The sequence below is a fragment of the Bellilinea caldifistulae genome, assembly GCF_001306055.1.
GTDB classification, from domain to species: Bacteria; Chloroflexota; Anaerolineae; order Anaerolineales; family Anaerolineaceae; genus Bellilinea; species Bellilinea caldifistulae.
Genome location: NZ_LGHJ01000013.1, coordinates 197328 through 218264, shown reverse-complemented (window position 1 = coordinate 218264; position 20937 = coordinate 197328). Strand labels below are relative to the sequence as shown.

At 53.9% G+C, this 20937-nt stretch carries 22 protein-coding genes; 17 read left to right on the top strand and 5 right to left on the bottom strand.

Annotation, left to right across the window (positions count from 1 at the left end; translation table 11 throughout):
- Positions 1-274 precede the first annotated feature (274 nt).
- The 9 genes from AC812_RS08440 to AC812_RS08400 all read left to right on the top strand — a co-directional run bounded on the left by AC812_RS08440 (position 275) and on the right by AC812_RS08400 (position 8477).
- Positions 275-1147 (top strand): FAD binding domain-containing protein, encoded by an 873-nt coding sequence (locus AC812_RS08440; protein ID WP_061918440.1) that lies wholly within the window; start codon positions 275-277, stop codon positions 1145-1147.
- Positions 1148-1159: 12 nt separating this feature from the next.
- Positions 1160-1639: a (2Fe-2S)-binding protein gene (locus tag AC812_RS08435; RefSeq protein WP_061918438.1), complete on the top strand. Its 480-nt coding sequence runs from the start codon at positions 1160-1162 to the stop codon at positions 1637-1639.
- A gap of 21 nt (positions 1640-1660) precedes the next feature.
- A complete protein-coding gene (locus tag AC812_RS08430; RefSeq protein WP_061918463.1) occupies positions 1661-4009 on the top strand; it encodes a xanthine dehydrogenase family protein molybdopterin-binding subunit in 2349 nt (782 codons plus the stop codon).
- Positions 4010-4081: 72 nt separating this feature from the next.
- The gene (locus AC812_RS08425) at positions 4082-4717 is read left to right on the top strand and encodes an SRPBCC family protein (protein ID WP_061918436.1); all 636 of its coding nucleotides are present in this window, start codon (positions 4082-4084) and stop codon (positions 4715-4717) included.
- A gap of 201 nt (positions 4718-4918) precedes the next feature.
- Entirely contained in the window at positions 4919-6322 is a 1404-nt protein-coding gene (locus AC812_RS08420; RefSeq protein WP_082149167.1) for a uracil-xanthine permease family protein, read from the top strand.
- A gap of 119 nt (positions 6323-6441) precedes the next feature.
- On the top strand, positions 6442-7320 hold the full coding sequence (locus AC812_RS08415; protein ID WP_061918434.1) for an NmrA family NAD(P)-binding protein: 879 nt from the start codon (positions 6442-6444) through the stop codon (positions 7318-7320).
- Between the two features lie 10 nt (positions 7321-7330).
- Positions 7331-7840 carry a hypothetical protein gene (locus AC812_RS08410; protein WP_062158860.1) on the top strand — a complete coding sequence of 170 codons (510 nt, stop codon included), beginning with the start codon at positions 7331-7333 and terminating at the stop codon, positions 7838-7840.
- Positions 7837-8166: a hypothetical protein gene (locus AC812_RS08405; RefSeq protein WP_061918430.1), complete on the top strand. Its 330-nt coding sequence runs from the start codon at positions 7837-7839 to the stop codon at positions 8164-8166. The genes AC812_RS08410 and AC812_RS08405 overlap by 4 nt, the downstream gene beginning before the upstream one ends.
- A gap of 2 nt (positions 8167-8168) precedes the next feature.
- Positions 8169-8477, top strand: coding sequence for a MoaD/ThiS family protein (locus tag AC812_RS08400; RefSeq protein WP_061918428.1), 309 nt, complete (start codon positions 8169-8171; stop codon positions 8475-8477).
- Between the two features lie 31 nt (positions 8478-8508).
- On the opposite strand, the gene AC812_RS08395 is transcribed toward AC812_RS08400, so the two are convergent.
- Together AC812_RS08395 and AC812_RS08390 are read right to left on the bottom strand one after the other, a co-directional pair.
- The gene (locus AC812_RS08395) at positions 8509-8721 is read right to left on the bottom strand and encodes a hypothetical protein (RefSeq protein WP_061918426.1); all 213 of its coding nucleotides are present in this window, start codon (positions 8719-8721) and stop codon (positions 8509-8511) included.
- Between the two features lie 23 nt (positions 8722-8744).
- Positions 8745-9653 carry a sortase gene (locus AC812_RS08390; protein ID WP_061918424.1) on the bottom strand — a complete coding sequence of 303 codons (909 nt, stop codon included), beginning with the start codon at positions 9651-9653 and terminating at the stop codon, positions 8745-8747.
- 120 nt (positions 9654-9773) lie between these two features.
- Between AC812_RS08390 and AC812_RS08385 the strand changes: the two genes are divergently transcribed.
- The 3 genes from AC812_RS08385 (at position 9774) to AC812_RS08375 (ending at position 11685) form a co-directional block, all read left to right on the top strand.
- The gene (locus AC812_RS08385; protein WP_061918422.1) at positions 9774-10694 is read left to right on the top strand and encodes a zinc ribbon domain-containing protein; all 921 of its coding nucleotides are present in this window, start codon (positions 9774-9776) and stop codon (positions 10692-10694) included.
- Positions 10695-10783: 89 nt separating this feature from the next.
- The gene (gene lepB / locus AC812_RS08380) at positions 10784-11380 is read left to right on the top strand and encodes a signal peptidase I (RefSeq protein ID WP_236839272.1); all 597 of its coding nucleotides are present in this window, start codon (positions 10784-10786) and stop codon (positions 11378-11380) included.
- The gene (locus AC812_RS08375; RefSeq protein ID WP_061918421.1) at positions 11377-11685 is read left to right on the top strand and encodes a YgiT-type zinc finger protein; all 309 of its coding nucleotides are present in this window, start codon (positions 11377-11379) and stop codon (positions 11683-11685) included. Before lepB ends, AC812_RS08375 begins: the two co-directional genes overlap by 4 nt.
- A gap of 74 nt (positions 11686-11759) precedes the next feature.
- Here AC812_RS08375 and AC812_RS08370 read toward each other — a convergent pair whose 3' ends face one another.
- From AC812_RS08370 to trmD, 3 genes are all read right to left on the bottom strand, one after another.
- Entirely contained in the window at positions 11760-12806 is a 1047-nt protein-coding gene (locus AC812_RS08370; protein ID WP_061918419.1) for a BMP family lipoprotein, read from the bottom strand.
- 146 nt (positions 12807-12952) lie between these two features.
- A complete protein-coding gene (locus tag AC812_RS08365) occupies positions 12953-14212 on the bottom strand; it encodes an SLC45 family MFS transporter (RefSeq protein WP_061918417.1) in 1260 nt (419 codons plus the stop codon).
- A 35-nt stretch (positions 14213-14247) separates the two neighbouring features.
- Positions 14248-15000 (bottom strand): tRNA (guanosine(37)-N1)-methyltransferase TrmD, encoded by a 753-nt coding sequence (trmD, locus tag AC812_RS08360; RefSeq protein ID WP_061918415.1) that lies wholly within the window; start codon positions 14998-15000, stop codon positions 14248-14250.
- Positions 15001-15147: 147 nt separating this feature from the next.
- On the opposite strand from trmD, the gene AC812_RS08355 reads away from it, so the two are divergent.
- From AC812_RS08355 to AC812_RS08335, 5 genes are all read left to right on the top strand, one after another.
- The gene (locus AC812_RS08355) at positions 15148-16371 is read left to right on the top strand and encodes a tetratricopeptide repeat protein (protein ID WP_061918412.1); all 1224 of its coding nucleotides are present in this window, start codon (positions 15148-15150) and stop codon (positions 16369-16371) included.
- Positions 16372-16390: 19 nt separating this feature from the next.
- On the top strand, positions 16391-17767 hold the full coding sequence (locus tag AC812_RS08350; RefSeq protein WP_061918410.1) for a tetratricopeptide repeat protein: 1377 nt from the start codon (positions 16391-16393) through the stop codon (positions 17765-17767).
- A 153-nt stretch (positions 17768-17920) separates the two neighbouring features.
- On the top strand, positions 17921-18220 hold the full coding sequence (gene groES, locus AC812_RS08345; protein ID WP_061918408.1) for a co-chaperone GroES: 300 nt from the start codon (positions 17921-17923) through the stop codon (positions 18218-18220).
- Positions 18221-18256: 36 nt separating this feature from the next.
- Positions 18257-19888: a chaperonin GroEL gene (groL, locus tag AC812_RS08340; RefSeq protein ID WP_061918406.1), complete on the top strand. Its 1632-nt coding sequence runs from the start codon at positions 18257-18259 to the stop codon at positions 19886-19888.
- Between the two features lie 89 nt (positions 19889-19977).
- Complete coding sequence (locus tag AC812_RS08335) at positions 19978-20916, top strand: peptidylprolyl isomerase (protein WP_061918404.1); 939 nt, start codon at positions 19978-19980, stop codon at positions 20914-20916.
- Positions 20917-20937: the final 21 nt, after the last annotated feature.

The window sequence follows — 20937 nt, the reverse complement described above, 5'->3', positions numbered from 1 at the left end:
ATGATCCTTTGCCGGTTTCTTCGAAACGCTGCTTTTCCATCCCGCTGATCTCCAAAGTGGTTTGGTTCGATTGTATTAAGGTTTTCCCCTTTTCGTCAATCCCAGTTGTTTGTTTTTCAACAATCTCAGCCCTCAAATAGTTGCAATTTTTGAGGGCTGCCGCCATAATATTAATCTCCGATTAATGGTTGTGCATAAACATGCATTTTTCCCCATTTTTTACATCAATTCAACAGAGGACTGCTGGCAGCCCTCTTGAGGAGGTAATGAATAAATGAAACCGGCACCTTTTGAGTATTATGCACCGACCAGCGTGGAAGAGGCGCTCGCTACCCTGCAATCTCTTGGGTATGACGGGAAGGTGCTGGCCGGCGGTCAAAGTTTGATTCCGGCGATGAACTTTCGCATGGCTCGTCCGGCAGCGCTGGTTGACCTGAACAAGGTAAAAGAATTGTTTTATATCAAACCCACCAGTGACGGCGGGCTGGCAATTGGGACGATGACCCGCGACAGTGTGGTGGAAAAAGACCCGCTGGTGTCCGAGCGTTTTCCAATTGTCCCTTATGTGGTTAAACATATTGCCCATCCGCAGATCCGCAATCGGGGCACGTTCGGCGGGGCAATTGCTCACGCCGACCCGGCCGCTCAGATCCCGGCTTTATCGGTAGCCTTACAGGCTCGTTTTCTGGTTCGCAAACAGGGCGGTGAACGTTGGGTCAATGCCGAGGATTTCTTCATGGGTCCGTTTATGACCGTGCTGGAACCGGAAGAAATGCTGGCGGAGGTTGTCCTGCCGCCCATGGCCAAAGGCAGCGGGGCGTCTTACCAGCAGGTCTCCCGCCAGAAAGGCGGTTACGCACAGGCAGCCGTGATCAGTGTGGTGGTGGTGGACGAGAACAAACGCTGCAAGGATGTGCGGGTCGTTCTGTTCAGTGTCGGGGAAACCCCCATTCTTTCCCAGACCGCTCGCAAGATTCTGGTGGGAAATGTGCCAACGGCCGAGGCGATTGCCGAAGTGGCGGAGAAAATCTCCAAAGATGAAGTTGACCCCGGCACGGATATACACGGCACGGCAGAATACCGGCGGCATCTGGTCAAAGTGCTGGTGAGACGCGGCCTGACCGAAGCCTTCGAGCGAGCAAAGTAAAAGGAGGATGACATGGCTCAAACAGTCAAAATTAATGTTACCGTCAATGGCAAGCAGTATGAACGCGAGGTTGAGCCCCGTCTTCTGCTGAGCGATTTTATCCGCCATGACCTTGGTTTGACCGGTACGCATGTCGGCTGCGAACATGGGTTGTGTGGGGCTTGTACCGTTTTGATGGACGGCGAGGCGGTGCGTTCCTGCACCATCTTTGCCGTTCAGGCAGATGGACACGAAATTCAAACGGTTGAATCGCTGGGAACCCCGGACAACCTGCACCCGATCCAACAAGCCTTCATCGAAAAACATGCTTTGCAGTGCGGTTTTTGCACACCCGGTTTTCTGATGACGCTGGTGGATTATCTGGGGGATAACCCCAATCCAACCGAAGAAGAAATCCGTGAGGCGATTGATGGCAACTTCTGCCGCTGTACCGGCTATTTCAACATCATCGAGGCGGTGAAGCTGGCTGCCCAGAAGATGGCGTCTCATTAGTGGATGAAAGGAGAAGCAACCGTGGCAGGTAAATACGTTCATCAATCCATTTTACGGCTCGAAGACCCGGAATTGATCACCGGCAATGTTCAATTTCTGGATGATATCGAACTTCCGGGTATGCTTCACGCCGCTTTCAAACGCTCGGATTACGCTCATGCCCGTATCAAAAGTATTGATGTGAGCGAAGCCCGCAAACTGCCGGGGGTCATCGGTGTTTATACTGCCGAAGATTTCGGCGATTACATCAAACCCGGGCCGCTGCAAGTACCGCCCCCCACGGCAATCAAAGGCGCAACCTACGTGGCACGCACAACCATGCCGATAGCCAAAGATAAAGTTCGTTTCGCCGGTGAACCGGTTGCCATTGTCATCGCCGAATCGCGTTACATTGCCGAAGATGCCTGCGACCTGATCTACGTGGATTACGAGCCGTTAGAAGCTGTGGTGGATCTGGAAAAGGCGCTTCAGCCCGGCTCGCCGCTGGTGCATGAAGACCTGCCTTCCAACGAAGCCGGCCATGTGCGTCAGGAGCGTGGTTCGTGGGAGGAGGCAGTCAAAGAAGCCGACCTGGTGATCAAACGAAAGTTCTTCATCAATCGCAACGCCGGCGCGGCAATGGAAAACCGTGGCATCATCGTCCAGTGGGATAAACACGCCAAACAAATGACCATCTGGTGCGGCACCCAATCGGTGATTGCATTGCGCAATCAGACTGCCGCCCGGCTGGGATTGTTCGAAAGTCAGGTGAGGGTGATCACCCCCAACACCGGCGGCGGTTTTGGCCCGAAAATTAACACCTCACTGCCGGATGATGTCCTGATTACCTATCTGGCGATGAAATTGGATCGGCCTATCAAGTGGGTTGAAGACCGGCGCGAAAACTTTTTAGCCACCACCTCGGAACGCGATCAGGTGCATTATTGCGAACTTGCGGTCAAGCGGGATGGTACGATTGTTGGCCTGAAGGACTTTTTCTACCACAACACTGGGGCGTACAATCCCTATATGATGACCGTGCCGCTCAATTCCCAAACCCATACAGTCACCAATTACCGCGTTCCGAATTTCCTGACCGAGTTCTATGTGGTATTCACCAACCAGATGATCGTAACGCCGGTACGGGGCGCCGGCCGCCAATACGGCGTGTTTGTGATGGAACGCATGCTGGACGCAGCTGCCAGAGAACTGGGGATGAGCCCGGTAGAAATCCGCCGCAAGAATCTGCTGCCGGCGAATGCTTATCCTTACTACACCAGCATCATTGGGCAGGACTTTGTAGAGGGCGTGCTGGATAGTGGAGATTACCCGACCTCGTTTCAAAAGACCCTTGAATTGATCGAGTACGACAAATTTGTCAATGAAGTGCAGCCCAAACTGCGCGCCCAGGGCAAGAAGGTGGGTATTGGCGTGGCCTGCTTCAGCGAAGGCACGGGCGTTGGACCCTACGAAGGTGCCCGTGTGACGGTTGGCGGCAACGGCAAGGTGGTGGTTACCACGGGTTACACCTCCCAGGGACAGGCGCATTACACGACCTTTGCCCAAATTGTTGCCGATCAACTGGGGGTGGATGTGAAAGATGTCAAAGTGATCACCGGGGATACCGGTTACTTTGGCTGGGGAGCCGGCACGTTTGCCAGTCGCGGCATTACGGTGGCCGGTACGGCTACCCATCTGGCCGCTCAAAAAGTGCGCCAGAAAGCCCTCAAACTGGCGAGCAAGATTCTGGAAGCGCCGGAGGAAGAGCTGGAACTGGCTGATGGCGTGGTGCGAGTTGCCGATATTCCTTCTAAATTTATCTCGCTGGGTGATCTGGCGAACCTGGCCAACCCGATGCGCGGTACGATGGAGCCCGGCGCCGAACCCGGTCTGGAAGCGGTGGCTTACTACGGCCCGCCCTATGGTGCAACCGGCGCTGGTGCAGTGGGATTGATTATCGAAGTGGACCCGGAGACGATGCAGGTCAGTCTGGAAAAAATGGCTTTCGTCCATGACTGTGGTACGCCGGTCAACCCCATGGTGGTAGATGGTCAGATTCACGGCGGTATCCAGATGGGCATCGGCGATGCCTTCTACGAAGAGCTGATTTACGACGAGAACGGCCAGCTCGTAACTGCCTCGTTCATGGATTACCTCTTCCCGCAGGCAACCGATATGCCCAAGAAACTGGTGTTGGGTCATATGGAAACACCCTCGCCGCTCAATCCGTTAGGCATCAAGGGTGTTGGTGAAGCCGGCGCGATTCCGATTCCCTCCGTGTTTGTGCAGGCTGTTGAAAATGCGCTGCAAGAAACCGGGGTGGAGTTTGATCGTGATACGCTTTCACCCAGCCGCATTTTCACCTATGTTCAGCAGGCGAAGGGCGCTTGACGCCCTTCGCCATGAATGGATTTCGCATCCAAAATCCAACTTTACCTTATCATTGATGGAGGAAAACTTATAATGAAACTGGAAGGCGAGCACGTTTTTAACGGTCCCCGTGAAGCAGTCTGGGAAATGTTCTACGATCCCGAAGTGTTAGCCAGTGCCTTGCCGGGCACCCAAAAGCTGGAGATGGTCGCCGAAAATGAATACGAAGGCGCAATGAACGTGCGGATCGGCCCGGTTTCCGGTTCTTTTACCGGAAAACTGGTGATTTCCGATGTGGTCGAACCCGAGTCCTGCACGCTGACCGTGGATGGGCGCGGCACGCCCGGTTTTGCCAAAGGTGTCGGGAGAGTGCAGTTCATTGATCAAGGGGATGGTACAACCCTGATGAAATATGAAGGAGAGATGAACATCGGCGGCGCGCTGGCAAGCGTTGGCCAGCGGATGATCGACTCGGTTGCCAAAACCATGATCCGCCAGGCGTTCGAAGTGCTGGATAAAGCATTGGAAGCCCGCCTTGCTGCCAAAGCCAGCGGCAGCGAGGTTGTTGACTTCAAACCCCCGTCCGAAACAGAATTTGCCGCTGCCGTAGCCAAAGACATGGCGGGGGGTTTAACTAAAATACCAGAGGTTCGCCTGCTCATGTACATCATCCCTCTGGTGGCTGTGTTGGTTCTTCTGGCTGTTTTGTTCCGAGGTTGCAGCGGTTGATCCGCTGAATATAAGAAAGGAGGTGTCTATCGAGGACAGGATTGGTTTTTACACCCAAAGCGCGGTTCGGATGTCCACTTAAATCCGCAAGGAGGAGAGGATTGTACCTGAACGAATACGGACAGTTGTTCCGGACCCAATTCCCAACCCACAGTTTTCAATTTATTCTATCCATTCTTTCTTCAAGGGAGGAAGACTTCAATGGCAACTGATGTTCAAAAACCAGCCGTTCTGGGTTACCTGCCACAGGATACCCCGCCGATTGGGCGTATGATCCTGCTGGGTTTCCAGCACGTGATCACCATGTTCCCGGCCACGGTCTTGTGCGCGCTGCTGATGGGCTTCCCGGTCAGCACGGTGTTGACGGTAACCGGTTTTGGTACGGTGGTTGCGCTGATTGCCTCCAAACTGGCCATCGGCAATTACATCCCGCTGTACTACGGTTCGTCCTTCAGCTACATTGCGGCCGTCACTGCCATCACCAAACCGACTTTTGGCGTACCGGCCGACCCGGCTTTGCTGTCCATTGTTCAAACCGGTTTCATCGCAACCGGTACGATCAACGTCATTGTCGGCTTGATCATCCGGCTTTCCGGCGGTAAAGAAGCCCTCGATAAAGTGCTGCCCCCCGTGGTGACCGGTTCGGTAGCCTGCACCATCGGTATCGGCCTCGGTAAAGCAGCGCTGGACATGTCCTCCGGTGTGGCCGGCGGTATTCTGACCGGCGACATGACCTGGTGGACGGTTTCCCTGATCACCCTGCTTTCGGCCTTCATTTTCTCGGTTTATCTGCAGGGGAAGGGCTTCATCGGCATGCTGCCGATTTTGCTGGCGGCGATTGTCGGCTACATTGTGGCCATTCCGTTTGATCTGGTCAATTTCTCGCTGCTCGGTCAATCGGCGCTGTTCCGCGCCCCGCAATTCACTTTCCCCAATTTCGCCAGTGACCTGACCCTGACGGTGATCTTCGGTGTGGGCGTGATGGCGATTGCCACCATTCCCGAATCCACGGCGCACCTGTACCAGATCAGCCTGTATGTGGATCACCTTGCAGAGGAACAGGGCCGCGAAAAACTGCGCCTGAACCGCTATATCGGCATCAACCTGATGATTGACGGTTTGAACGATCTCGTCAACGGTATCTTCGGTTCGACCGCAGGTACCAACTACGGTGAAAATAACTCGCTGATGGTGATCACCCGCAACTACTCCGGCCCGGTACTGATCACAGCAGGTTTGATCTCGGTGCTGCTGGGCTTCATCGGCCCGCTGGCGGATCTGGTGTCCACCATCCCAACCGCCGTATCCGGTGGTTTGTCCATCTACCTGTTCGGCGTCATCGGCATGCAGGGTATTGCGCTGATGCTGGCGGAGAAGGTCAACCTGTTCGATCCCAAGCAACTGGCGATCGGCGCGACCATCCTGATCATCGGTATTGGTGGTAACATCGGTTACGAAGGCGGTTTCCTGCCGATCCCGATCCTCAAGGGTCTGTTCCCCTTCGGCTGGCCTTCCATTGCGACCGGCGCGGTGGTTGGTATCATTTTGAACCTGATCACCAACGTCTGGAAACCCCCGGTTGAACGGCTCAATCCCAACGTCTGATTGGGGATGCTGACGAGATAAACGGGCTGAACAAGGGTTATAACGGCGTTCAACCCAATTAACCTGGCTCCCGATGTCGTCACCCGGACATCGGGAGCCTTTTTGGAATATAATACGCGATGATGAGTGAAACCGACAAAATTCTTATAACCGGCGCTGGCGGTAAAACCGGCCTGGCGGTGTGTGCAGCGCTGATCGAGAAGGGCGCAGCACTTCGGGCGTGGGTGCGTCGGGATGCTAACACGGCGCCCCTCCGCCAGATGGGCGTAGATGACTTCATCGTAGGTGATCTGCTGGATTTTTCGCTGGCGGAGCGAGCCATGCGGGGAATCCGGGTGGTTTATCACATTCCGCCGAACATGCACCCGGATGAACTGCGCATAGCCGAAAACCTGATCCGGGCCGCCCGTTCCAATGAAGTGCTGCGGTTTGTTTATCATTCGGTGCTGCACCCCCAGGCGGAGGAAATGCCGCATCACTGGCAGAAACTGCGGGTTGAAGAGCGCTTGTTCACCAGTGGGGTGGATTTTACCATTCTTCAACCGGCTGTTTACATGCAGAATCTTCTGGGCTACTGGCAGTCCATTGAGCGGGATGGGGTTTACGGCATTCCTTATTCGATTGATGCGCCGCTCAGTCAGGTGGATTTAGCGGATGTGGCCGAGGCCGCGGCGAGCGTGCTGCTGGAAGAATCCCATTCCTGTGCCATTTACGAATTATGCGGCCCGGAAGCTCTCTCGGCCCGAGAAGCGGCTCAAAGGCTTTCTCAGTATCTTGGGAAACCCGTTGAAGCAGTAGAGATAGACCGTGATGCCTGGCAGCGTAAAATGCTGGCGGGGGGCATGTCGGAATATGCGGTCAATACCCTGTTGAAAATGTTTCTTTACTACGAAAATTACGGCATGCGCGGCAACCCGAATGTCTTGAGGATGCTTTTAGGGAGAAACCCCACCACGTTCGATGAATTTCTGAGTGCAGAAATTCAAAAACTTGATTGAGGAGCGGAATATGGATAAAAACAAGAGCCAGCACTATAACTTTTGCCACGAAGCCCTGCCGACTCTGTTTCATTCTCAAACCAAAGGTTTTTTGGAATATCTTGAACGGGATGGGTTGAAGTTCCTCAAATTCTGGTGGGATCATGTGGGGGAGCGCCTGGATGATTCCAAATGCTCTTCATTTGCCGGCGCTCAATATGAACTCCGCGAGGTGCCGGAAAAAAAGTCACGGGTAGTATTGGTGCGCTTGCCTACTCCAACGGTCAATTATGAATTTTACATGATGGCGCTGGTGCAGACGCCCGAAAAGCGCCTGCCGATGGTGCGCCTGCCGAATACCCGTGTATTCGCACTAGAAAAAGTGCCAACCGAAATGAGTGAAAGCGGGACGATGTTTGTAGAAATCACGCCGCGCTGCAGAATGCTGCGGATAAAGGAAGGCCCAAAACCTTCCCTGCAGACTTTTTACAATACGGTTCTCAAATACGTCTGGAAGAAGGACTTTGGAGGATTGGAATGAAATTTGATTTTGGACTGGTGATCACGGCAGTGGCCATGTTATTCTTTTATCTGCGGCTGGCCATGCTGCGCGGTAGAAAACGACGGCTGGAGCGCGAACAGGCTCTTAAAGCCAAAAAGGCCGGAAAAGGCGCCAAAGTTGCTCTGCCAGACCCGAACAAGCCAAGATATGAAATTCGCAGCTGGGTGCTGGTTGGAATTGCGGTTGCTCTGATGCTGGTGGGGTTGGCCGCCCGCCAGGCAACTTCATTTCCCCAGGTGATGCAGGATTACTGGTGGGTGGGAACTTCTCTGGGGGCTGTTTTGTTCTCTTTCTGTTTTAAGTAATGATGAACGCCAGCCTTCCAAATACCATTCGGATTACGATTGAATTCACCAATCTGGCAAAATATATCGCCGGTACACCGGCGATTGAAGTGGAATTTCCACGCGGGATTACTTACGGACAAATCGTTGAATGGCTGGCCGAGCGATACCCGGATATGGTTGGGATCATCATTCAGGATGATAAAAAGTCCTTATTGAATTCCAACCTGTTCATCATCAACGGGGAGATGGCTCAGCCAGCCTTTCGGATGGACGATACGCCCAAAGATGGTGACCGCCTGACACTGGTCGCGGTTGCAACCGGCGGTTGAGTTACGGGGTACCTTTGGCTGTCCGGTCAACCTAACGCAAAAAGAAAGACAAAACTATCAGGAGCGCGATAAAAGAACCGGCCAGAACACCGATTCGTTTTAAGTCCTTGATGATTGGGGTGTAATCCGGGTTGAACTCGGCGCTGGCTGAGTAGCGCCCGGTAGGAGCCTGGCTGCTTTTGGCAGGACTTTCGCGACTGATGGATTCGCTGGATGAAACGCGGCGTTTTTGTTTCTTGCTCATTCAAAACTCCTCATTAAAATTTTTTATCTTTGTTCGACAAAATTAGCGGTCACTACAATCCGCTGGGTATCTACCATGTATGGGTAACAGGAAATCAACGTGACCACTGCCTCGCGAGTAGGAGCAAGTACCTCAACACGGGTTGGTTCCACAATTTGAGATTGCTGGACTACATAGACGAATGCCCGCTGGCTGGTGTAAATGATGATTTCGTCGCCTTTTTTGAGTTTGTCTAAATCCCGAAAGATTTCACCGAAGACATCGTTATGGGCTGAAAGCACCAGATTGCCCTTCTGCCCCGGATTGGGTGAGCCAATCATTGTGCCAACCCCTTTTTTGAGTTGTTCCCAGCCGTCTCCCTGTACGACTGGTGCATCCACGCCAATGGCAGGGATCTGGATGCGGACGGCTTGTTCCGGGCTGGGAGTGGGGACCGGCAGGCTGGCAAAGGTCTGTACCAGCGGACGCAGGTGTTCGGGGATTTCGGCGTCGTTGGGGCGTACCCCGCCCGGCGAGTTGGGCGGGGTATGACCGGAGGGCAGCACCACTGCCTGAATGAGCGGAGTGGGGGTGAAGGTCGGCTGCTGCAAAGCGGCTGCCACTTCTTGATTGAGACTACGAATCAGATTCATGCCGTTGAGCAGCACAAATGCCAGTCCCAGTACCGCTGCAATTTCTACGAAAAGCAATAGACGATCCAACCAGCGGTTGGATTTACGGCGGGGAGATGCCTGCTCAAAGTCGCTTTCCACCTCGTCAAACGGCTGGATGGACTGGAATGCCGAAACATTCGGTTGAGGTTCAACCCGCACCACCCTGCCAGTACGGCGGAAGCGCTCCAGCCGTTGTTCGCGTTCGGCCCGGCGCTTTTCCACCAGTATTTGCCTCAACTCTTCGACACTGAGTTCTTCGACCGTTCGTCTTCGGCGCAAGGGTCTTGCTTCCTTTCCTGTCCAGTCCTCAAAATTATACTCGATTTTGAGGTGCTGCGATTTCAAAAAAAGAACAGATTATGGTAAGATAACCCATATTTCAAAGAAGGAACGGCTTTGATGTCGGTTTTTCGGAAGGGTATTCTCCTCATCGCTTTATTGGGGTTGTGGATCACTCAACCCGTACAGGCTCAGAGTAACACACCCCTGGATAGTGTGGTGATTCAAATTCTACCGGAGTTTGACCGGCCGGATGTGCTGGTGATTTACCGGCTCACTCTGGCAGCCAGTGTCAGTCTGCCGGCTCAGATCAGCCTGCGCCTTCCCCGCGCGGCCGGCGCACCGTATAATGTGGCATGGGAGGATGTGGACGGCTTGCTGTATAACCTGACCTACACGACCGAAGTCCGCGGTGACTGGCTGCAGATCAACTTTACAACCCCCTCGGCGAATTTGCAGGTCGAGTACTACGATCCTCGTTTGGAACGCGAAGGCCAGCTGAGAAAATTTACCTATGAGTGGAATGGCGATTTCAGCGTTCAAAATCTGGTTGTTTCGGTTCAGCAGCCGGCTAATGCCGAAAAAATGCAGGCTTACCCCGGTTTCGATGGCGGACAGCGGCTTAGTGATGGCTTTATCTACTTTACCAATCCGGTGGGCAAAGTGGATGCCGGCACTACCTTTAAAGTCAATGTGCGCTATGAAAAAGCCGACGATTCGCTTTCGGTGGGGATGTTGCCGGTTCAGCCGGCCCAGCCGCTGGATGAAACCACGCCTGGACGAACTTCGGCCTCCGGGCTTCTACCGGTATTTATTCTGGTGGTTGGCGGGGTTTTACTGGTCGTGCTGGTTTCTTGGTTTTTTATCCGGCGTGACCGGGAAGCCAGTCCGTCCACTCGGCGTTACCGCCACAAACGCTCGCCAGCGGTAAGCGTGATGGAAGAAACCAGCAGTGTGGTATATTGTCATCAATGCGGGCGGCGGGCTGAAAGCGGTGATATTTTCTGCCGAGCCTGTGGGGTTCGCTTGCGTAGGGATTAATCCTTGCCGCTTTTGGATGGCAGGCATATAATCAACAAAGATCATGATAAGAAGTTTTCCAATCAAGTTATCGGTGTGGAGCGAGATCGGTGCAATCTTCAATTCCTGAACCGCGTGAAGGAATAGCGCCCGAAACTGGCGAAAAAAAGACCTCTTCCTGGTTGAAGTCATTGGGGGAGATTTTCCAAACGCTGCTATTGGCGTTTGTGTTGTATTTTGCGATTGACGCAGTAGTGGCGCGCGTGCGAGTCGAAAATATCAGCATGCAGCCGACTCTCAAACCGGGTGAATTTGTGCTGGTGCATAAACTGGCCTACCGTTTCGGTGAAATCAAACGGGGGGATATAGTTGTCTTTCATTACAGCCCGCAGGAGGACTACATCAAACGGGTGATTGGTTTGCCCGGTGATGTTGTGGAGATCGCCGACGGATTGGTGAAAGTCAATGGATATCCTCTGAAGGAACCCTATATCAACGCTCCGCCCATGTACACCGGTTCCTGGCAGGTGCCAGAAGGAAAGGTTTTTGTGCTGGGTGACAACCGCAATCAGTCCTCGGATTCGCATACCTGGGGATTTGTTCCGGTTGAAAATATCGTTGGCAAGGCATTCGTGGTATACTGGCCATTGGAAGAGATGAAGGTATTGACCACCCAAATTACCGTGATTGCGAAGAATCAGCCATGAAGTTTGACCGCAATAGAATGCTCCCCTCTGAATTTTTCATCCCCTGCAGCGAATGTCAGGCAGGCCAGATGCACCGCACGCGGGTGGTATATTACACCTGGCTGGGTGAGGATTTGATCACCGTGCCGGATTTTCCGGCGTGGGTATGTGATGTGTGTGGCCGGCGGGAATATGACCTGAATGCCCTCAATCAATTGTCTCTGATCCTGAGCCCCAATGCCGGCAAGACGACCGTGCGTCAGCGGCGGATTAACCCCAAGACCGCCCCGCGCCAGAAAGGCCGGCGCGTAAGTCGCGCGGAGTAATCTTGTGGAATAAAAAAATCGGGGCTGGCTTTCATAAGCCAGCCCTTCTTTGTTATGGGGTATGGTGATGAGAATTAGGGGGTTGTCTTGATCTTGCCGGCGATGATATCGGCCTTGACCTGTTCAAGTTCGGCCTTCAGGTCGTCGGAGATGCGGCCGGCCAGGAATTCGGGGATGCCCACGCCGTCATTCGCCAGCGTGCCGACATACAGACCGCCTTTGAAGGTGCCTTCCACAACTTCTTTGGCAGCTTCAAACACGGCATTGTCCATTCGCTTCAACACCGAGGTGAAGATCACATCGGTGAACTGCGAAGCGCTGATCGTCCAGTCGGTATCCACACCGATGATCCAGGCGTTACCGCGTTCCTGGACGGCAGCGGCAGTACCCAACCCAACCGGGCCGGCTACCGGCATGATGATGTCGGCACCTTCGTCCATCAGGGTTTGACCCAGCTGGCGGCCGTCATCAGTGCTTTCGAAGTTGCCGGTGAAGAGGCCAGTCTGATTGGCGACGTCCCAACCGAGGACTTCCACGTTGGTACCGTGTTTTTCGTTGTAGTATTTGACGCCCAGGGCGAAGCCGTCCATGAAGACGGTTACCGGCGGGATCTGGATACCACCGAAAGTACCCACTTTACCGGTCTTGGTAGCGCCGGCAGCGGCGTAACCCGCCAGGAAAGCAGCCTGATCGGTTGCAAAGGTCAAGCCGAGCACGTTGGGGATCGTCGGATCGTAGGCGAAGTCCACAATGGCGAATTTCTGATTGGGGTTGGCTTCGGCGGCAGCTTTGGTGGCATCACCCAGCAGGAAGCCGACCGTGACGATCAGATCGCAGCCATCTTCGATGAAGGCATTGATGTTCTTTTCATAGTCGGTCTGTTGCTGGGATTCCAGATATTTACCTTCGACGCCCAATTCCTTCATGGCGTCTTCAACACCCTTCCAGGCGGTGGCATTGAAGGATTTGTCATCAATACCGCCGGTGTCGGTGACCTGGCAGACCTTGATTTTCGGTGCAGCCGGTTCCTGGGGGGCGGGTGTTGCTGCTTGCTGGCAGGCGGAAAGCGCCATGCTGGCAATGATCAACACTGCTACAACAAGGTAGAGCTTTTTGAACATGTGTTTTTCTCCTCCAAAAAATTAGGATTGGAATTTGGGGACGACTCGGTTGCGATGGGTGGGTTTCAGAAAACCCCCGCAACTTGCTTCAAGTATACAACGCTTTGGAAAAGATGACAAGTTGACACTTGACACCTGTTTTCCGTTCAAGAAGTCCGGGTTTTGGCTTCACCGCGCCGAACACCCAGCATCATGATCAAGGCCAGCAACATGAAAAGCGGACCGAAAAGCATGACCAGTGCATAATTCGAACCGCTCAACTGGATGATGATGCCGTTGAGATTCGGACCAAGGATGGCCGCCATGGTTGAAAAGAGATAATACAAGCCCGTGTAGGTGCCGATGTGCAAGTCATCGGTCATGTCCACTACCATCGGCAGCGAGTTGATGTTGATCAATGCCCACGAAACGCCGGCCAGCATGAGAATGGTGCCAACCACGGGGACATTACCCAGGACGGGCAGCCGGGCAAGTGAGATGGTCAGAACATCCGCAGGGACGAAAAACATTGCCAGCATGCAGGAAGCCAGCAGCACAATCCCGGTCATAATCGTACGCCGCCGCCCGATTCGCCCGCCGATCAGACCGGCCGGCAGGGCCATGATGACAAAGAAGAGCGAAAGCTGCCCCAGCAATCGAGCGCCATCCGATTCGGACAGCCCAAGATGATTGACCGAGTAGAGGGTGAAAAAGGCTTCAATGGCGTTGTAGGCCACAAACCAGAAGAAAATTGCCAGCAGGATGCGCAGGGGGGATTTTTCCTCCTCCCGGATGACCTTTTGCAGGCTGACCAGCAAATTGGGTTCGGTTTTATCGGTGACTTCGTACTCTTTTGGCTCCCGGATGAAGATGAACACCATCAGTGTCGCCAGAATGACCAGTGCCGAGCCCAGCCAGAACGGGTAAGCCGGATTCATCTCGTACAGCGTTGCCCCGAATAAAAAGGCGATGATGGCGCCGACCCCGCCCATGAAATTGATGATGCCGTTTGCCTGCGAGCGGTACTGGGATGGGGTGATGTCTGGCATGAGCGCCACCACCGGTGTGCGCCACAATGCCATGCTGAGCAGCAAAGTGCTGGTACAGGCAACAAACAACGGCAGAAGGGTCTGCAACGGAATCAAACCGAAAGCCACCGCGCCAATCGGCGCGCCGACCAGAATGAAGGGCATGCGCCGTCCAATGGGAGTGCGCAGACGGTCTGACCACGCTCCAATGGGCGGCTGAATCAACAGGGCGGCAATGTTATCCAGCGTCATGAAAAAGCCGATCAGAGCGGGTGCCAGATTGAAACGGTTGGCCAGAAAAATGGGGACGTAAGCGTTATACACACTCCAAATCACGCTGACGCCAAAAAAACCAAATCCCAGCAGAAAGGTTTTACCGAAACTGAAACGGGGAGTCATGAAAGCACCTCTTGAATGAAAGATGGATTTGTACCTCAGGTTGAGGGGGATTGGTCGGTTTTTTCGTCTGTAAGGGATGCCAGAAACCGGCGGTCGCTATCCGATAAATCGGCTTTTTCCAGCAGGTCGGGGCGGCGTTTCCACGTACGCAATAGGGCTTGCTGACGCCGCCAGCGGGCAATCTCGGCGTGGTTGCCGGAAAGCAGCACCTCCGGCACGCGCCAGCCGCGAAATTCTGCCGGGCGGGTGTAATGCGGATATTCCAGCAGACCGCTGGCAAAGGAATCATCCTGTGCGCCGTCCGGGTCGCCCAACGCGCCGGGAATCAGGCGGGTGATCGAGTCGATCAGAATCAGGGCGGGCAGTTCACCACCGGTCAGCACATAATCGCCGATGGAAATTTCATCGGTGACCAGATGTTCGCGGACTCGTTCGTCAATCCCCTCATATCGTCCGCACAACAGGGCAAGGTGAGGATAGGCAGCCAGTTCGGCAGCCACTTGCTGGGTGTAGGTTCTGCCCTGAGGGGTCAGCAAAATCACCGGACAGGCCGGTGGGCTGCCCAGCACGCTTTCCACGGCGGTAAAAATCGGTTCCGGTTTCATGACCATCCCGCCACCGCCGCCAAAAGGGGCATCATCGGTGATGTGGTGTCGGTCCGTCGTAAACGAGCGGATGTCATGGAGATGGACTTCCAGCAGTCCTTTTTCAATGGCGCGCTGGAGGATGCTGATTTCGAGGTAGGGGCGGATCACCGCGGGGAAAAGGCTGAAAACATCAAAACGCATGCTTCCATTTTAGCCGTTGGTGAGAAAGCAGGCAAGCCAAAACCGGAAAGATTAACCAGGCCTTAAAGCTTCAACGCCAGCGCTTGACGTTTCTTAAAATCTGATGGTAATATCCCTGATATGTATTTACGAGGTAGTAGATTAAGAATGAACCGCCGTCGGCGGACTTCCAACCCGCTGACCGTGATCATTTTATTGTTGCTGATTGGCGGAGGAATTTATATCAATCAGGTAGTGGTGCCGCAAACCCCCCCGTTGTTTGTGCCTACGCCGACCCCTACCCGCTCGCCGGAGTCCTATCTGGCTGAGGCGGAACAATTTGTGCGCGAGGGTAAGTTCAAGCAAGCCATACAGGTGTATCAGACGGCTTTGCTGGTCAACTCGGATAATCCGACCATTTACCTGAATATTGCACGCTTGCAGGTGTACACCAACCAGTATCAAGCGGCGGTGGATAACGCCGGTAATGCGCTGGTGATCAACCCGAACAACGCTGCTGCACTGGCGTTACGCGGATACGCACAGGGCTTGAGCGGTAATTATCTGGATGCCGAAGCGTCCCTCAATCAGGCGATTGAACTCGACCCGAACAACCCCGTGCCATACGCCTATCTGGCTGAGGTTTTGGCGTTGAAATCCCAGTCCTCTGCCGGGGATCCCGATGCCCTGAACCGCGCCATTGAGCTTTCACGCAAGGCGCAGTCCATGGCGCCAAATGCACTGGAAACTCACCGCGCCCGGGGGCTGGTGCTGGAATTTACCACCAACTACGAAGAAGCAGTAGCCGAGTTTGAAGCGGCCATTGCGCAAAACCCCTACATCTCCGATTTGTATATCTACCTTGGCAGGAACTACCGGGCATTGGGGGATTACCCCAAAGCCATCCGCGCCTTTACCAGTGCCAGCACCCTCAACCCGACCGACCCGCTGCCGTTGACTTATCTTTCCCGTACTTATTTCATCCAGGGCGAGTTTGCCAGCGCAATTCAATATGCAGAAAAAGCCATTGAGAATAACCCCACTGACCCGTATCTCTACGGTAACTTGGGGGTGATGCATTACCGGCGCGGTGACTACCCGCGCGCCATTCAAGCCCTCCGTTTGGCGGTACAAGGAGGTACAACCGAAGATGGAAAAGTGGTTGAGGGATTGCCGCTTTCGTACTGGCCGATCTCTGAATATTATTATATTTACGGATTGGCGTTAGCTCGTCAGGCTCAATGCGGAGAGGCGTTGTTGATCGCCCGAGCCGTGATGGAAACGGTGGCCATCGAGCAGGTCTCGGTCGCCAATGCGCAGGAAATCATCAATATTTGCCAGCAAGTTGCCGAAGGCAGCCTGCCAACCCCCAGCCCGACACCCGAGCCGTAAAAACGGCAGGGATGGAAAGATGATTGATTTAAACAACCACCGCCCCATATTTAGAAACCGAAATGGCCACAGCAACCCCTATCGGATTGTCCTCTTACTGGCGTTGCTGATGGCGGGCCTATTTGTTTTACGGGGCTACCAGAGCGGTCAGGTGGAAGCCCTGTTTCTACCCACACCAACCCCAACACGGATTCCGCGTTCATACGCGCTGGAGGGGGAAACCCAGTTTGTCGCTGGGAATTTGCCGGCTGCCATTGCAGCCTATCAACGGGCGATGGAGTTAGAACCCACCAACGCGCGGTTGATTGCCGAACTGGCCCGTATTCAAACCTATTATTCCAGTCTTTCCACCACCGATGCGATTCGTGTTGAACGGCTGAGGGCTGCTCGCGAAAACATTGACAAAGCCACCGAGCTGGCTCCGGAGGATTCTTTTGTGCTGGCCATCCGCGCCTTTGTTTATGACTGGAACTCGGTGTATGCCGGAGAAGATGCCCAACGCTATCTCAACGAAGCCGAGCAGTCGGTCATCCGTGCGCTGCAATTTGACAGCAATAACGCGCTGGCCCATGCCTATTACGCCGAAATCTTGATTGATCAGCAGAAATACGTGCAGGCCGACGAGAGCATGCGCCAGGCTTTGGAACGCGGAGCGGATTTGATGGATGTTCACCGCGTGAGCGGGTATGTACAGGAATCGCTGGGGGATTATCGGGCAGCCATTGAAGAATATCTGAAAGCGGCTGAAATTACCCCCAACTTTACCCCGCTTTACATTCGGATTGGGGCAAATTACCGCACGCTTGGTTTGAAAAGGGCAGAAGTGGTTGGCAGTGATCACCCTGAGGTAAAGGAGTACTACGAACAGGCTCTTTCGTATTATGCCAAAGCGGTAGCCATCAATAAACAAATTGGCGTACAGGATCCCATCCCCTATCTGGCGATTGGGCGCACCTATTCTCAGATGGGAGAATTCTTTGCGGCATCGTTGAATGTGCGGACGGCATTGGGCATGCTGCCGGCAGACCCGGATATTTACGGCCAGTTAGGCCTGGTTTACTTCCGCGCTCGAAACTATGAAAGCGCCATTCCGGCTTTGCAATGCGCCGTGCGTGGCTGTGATGCTGCGATTTCCTGCGAAGTTCGCCAGTGCAACCCGGATGTTGACCCGCCGATTGAGATTCAGGGGTTGGAATTATCGCCGGCTTCTTTGATCTACTACTATACCTACGGTTCGGTGCTGGCGGGTATGCACCGACCCGGTCTGGATTACTGTCAGGAGGCGGTCAAGGTGCTGGCGGAAGTACGTGCTCGCTACGGAAGTGATCCGACCATCCGCGCCATTATTGACCCCAGTGAGCAAATCTGCGCCTCTTACGGTATTCAAGCGCCATAAACCGCTAAAAAATATCAGAATTTTGTAAGAGATTCGCGAAACCCCTTGACTTTCCTTCCAAAGGTGGGTATGATACGCACTGGTTTAGCACTCAGGATAAGAGAGTGCTAAAATGTTCACAATCCAATCGAATTTCAGTAGTGGGAGGTTTGTATGAGTGTCAATCTTAAACCGTTAGGCAGCCGTGTCGTGGTTGAACCGATTGAACAGGAAGAAGTTACTGCGGGTGGTATCGTTCTTCCCGAAACGGCAAAAGAAAAACCCCAGAAGGGTGTCATTCTTTCGGTCGGCCCTGGTGATCGGGATGAAGACGGTAAACGCATTCCGATGGATGTGAAAGAGGGCGATACAGTTTTGTTTGCCAAGTACGCAGGCACCGAAATCAAGGTTGAGGGCAAGAAATTGCTCATCCTGCGCGAGAGCGACCTGCTCGCCATTGTCGAAACCAAGTAATTTTTCAAATCATCAAATAATCAAAGGAGAACACCTATGGCAGCCAAACAACTGGTATTTTCGGAAGAGGCTCGCCGTCGTCTGAAGAACGGCATTGATATCGTTGCTACTGCTGTGGCAACCACCCTGGGCCCCAAAGGCCGCAATGTAGCACTGGACCGCAAGTTCGGTTCACCCACCATCACCCACGACGGTGTGACCGTTGCCAAAGAAATCGAACTGGAAGACCCGTTCGAAAACATGGGCGCGCAGCTGCTCAAAGAAGCAGCCACCAAAACCAATGACATTGCCGGTGACGGCACCACCACCTCTACCGTGCTGGCGCATGCCATCGTTACCGAGGGTCTAAAAACATTAGCCGCCGGCGCCAACCCCATGCTGCTCAAACGCGGTATCGAAGCCGCTGCAAAACTGGTCTCGGAAGAAATCCGCAAACAGGCGATTGACATCACCACCAAAGAGGACATTGCCAATGTTGCGACCATTTCCGCTCAGGACCGCACCATTGGTAACCTGATTGCCGAGGTGATGGATAAAGTCGGTAAAGATGGCGTGATCACCGTCGAAGAATCCAAAGGTCTGGAATTCGAGACCGAATATGTCGAAGGTATGCAGTTCGACCGCGGTTACATCTCCCCCTACTTCATCACCGATCCTGAACACATGGAAGCCGTCATTCAGGATCCTTACATCCTCATCCACGACAAGAAAATCTCTGCTGCACAGGATATTGTCCCCATTCTCGAAAAACTGGTGCAGGTTGGCAAACGCGACCTGGTGATCATTGCCGAGGATGTGGATGGTGAAGCCTTGGCGACCCTTGTGTTGAACAAACTGCGCGGAATGCTCAACGTGCTGGCGGTTAAAGCCCCCGGCTTTGGTGATCGCCGCAAGGCAATGCTGCAGGATATTGCCATCCTGACCGGTGCCAGCGTGATTTCTGAGGAAACCGGCCGCAAGCTGGAAACCACGACGATTGCGGACCTTGGCCGCGCTGAAAAAGTGGTGGCGGACAAAGACAATACCACGATTGTGGGCGGTAAAGGCAATGAAGCCGAAATCCGCGGACGCATTGAGCAGATTCGGGTTGAGATTGAAAAGACCACCAGCGATTACGACCGCGAAAAACTGCAAGAACGTCTGGCGAAACTGGCTGGCGGTGTGGCGATCATCCGCGTCGGTGCTGCTACCGAAACCGAACTGAAAGAGAAGAAACACCGCGTTGAAGATGCCCTCTCGGCTACCCGGGCAGCGGTGGAAGAAGGAATTGTCCCCGGCGGTGGTGTGGCACTGCTCAACGCCATCCCCGTGCTGGACACGTTGAAGATGGAATATGAGGACGAGCAAATCGGGGTCAACATCGTCCGCAAAGCACTGGAAGTTCCGATGCGCAAGATCGTCGAAAACGCTGGCAAAGAGGGTTCCGTGATCATTGAAAACGTACGCCAGGCTCAGAAACGCGAGAACGACCCCAAGATCGGTTACGATGTGCTGCGCGATGAGTACCTGAACATGGTTAAAGGCGGCGTGATTGATCCTGCCAAGGTGACCCGCGGTGCATTGGAAAATGCTGCTTCGATCGCAGCCATGATCCTGACCACTGAAGCGTTGATCACCGAAGTTCCCGAAAAGGAAAAACCGGCAACTCCGCCGATGCCGGAATACTAAACCGTCAACCTTTCCAATTCTGAAAGGTACACCTCCCGCAGACAACCTGCGGGAGGTGCTTTATCCTGAAATCGGTTATAATTTTTTTCATGAATCTAGCCCATTGGAGAAACTGGAAAAAATTTTTGGCAGTGGGGGTGTTATTACTGGTGGTTATGGCGGGTTGTAATACCGGTAGCAGACCGACTGTTACCGACATTCCTGCGCAGGCAGAGCGGACTCCCCAGCCGCCAGTTGAACCCAGCCCTACGGCAACCATCACAGCAACCCCTGAACCGGCAGCCCTAATCATCAACGGGGAAAGGGTGGCGTTGCGGGAGTTTGAGGCTTCGCTGATTCAATTGGAAGCCGCCGACCGTGACCTTGCCATTCAGCGCAGTGACGAAGAGCGAATTCGCCTCGTGGCAAACGACCTGATTGAGCAAACTTTACTGGCGCAGGCTGCCCGTGAGAATGGCTTTAGCGTGGATGATGAACAGTTGAATAACCGCATCCAGCAACTGATTGAGGACGCAGGAGGACGGCAGGCTTTCGAAGACTGGCTGAGTCAAATGGGGTATGCTGAAGAAGGCGTTTTTCGGTCTGCGCTGCGCCGGGCAATGGAAGCCGCCCGCCAGCGCGATCAAGTGGTGGCCAGTTTACCCCCCCAAATTGAACAGGTAAAAGCTCGTCAAATCGTGGTACGCTTGCGCTCCACCGCCGATTCGCTCTACCGCCAATTACAGGCTGGCGCAGATTTTGCAACCCTTGCTTTTCAGTATGATCCGCTCACCGGCGGCGATTTGGGCTGGTTTCCGCGGGGTTTTTTGACCGTTCCGGCGGTAGAAGAGGCGGCATTCGGTTTACAACCGGGTGAATACAGCGGTGTGATCGAATCCGATTTTGGATACCATATCGTTCAAGTCGAACAGCGGGATGAAAGTCACCCTTTGAGCGGAGAAGCCCGCTTGACCTTGCAACAAAAAATCCTCCAGGAATGGCTCGAAGCACGGCGTGCTGCGGCCCAAATTGAGATGCTCTACCCGTGAAAGATGATTAATTCACCGACC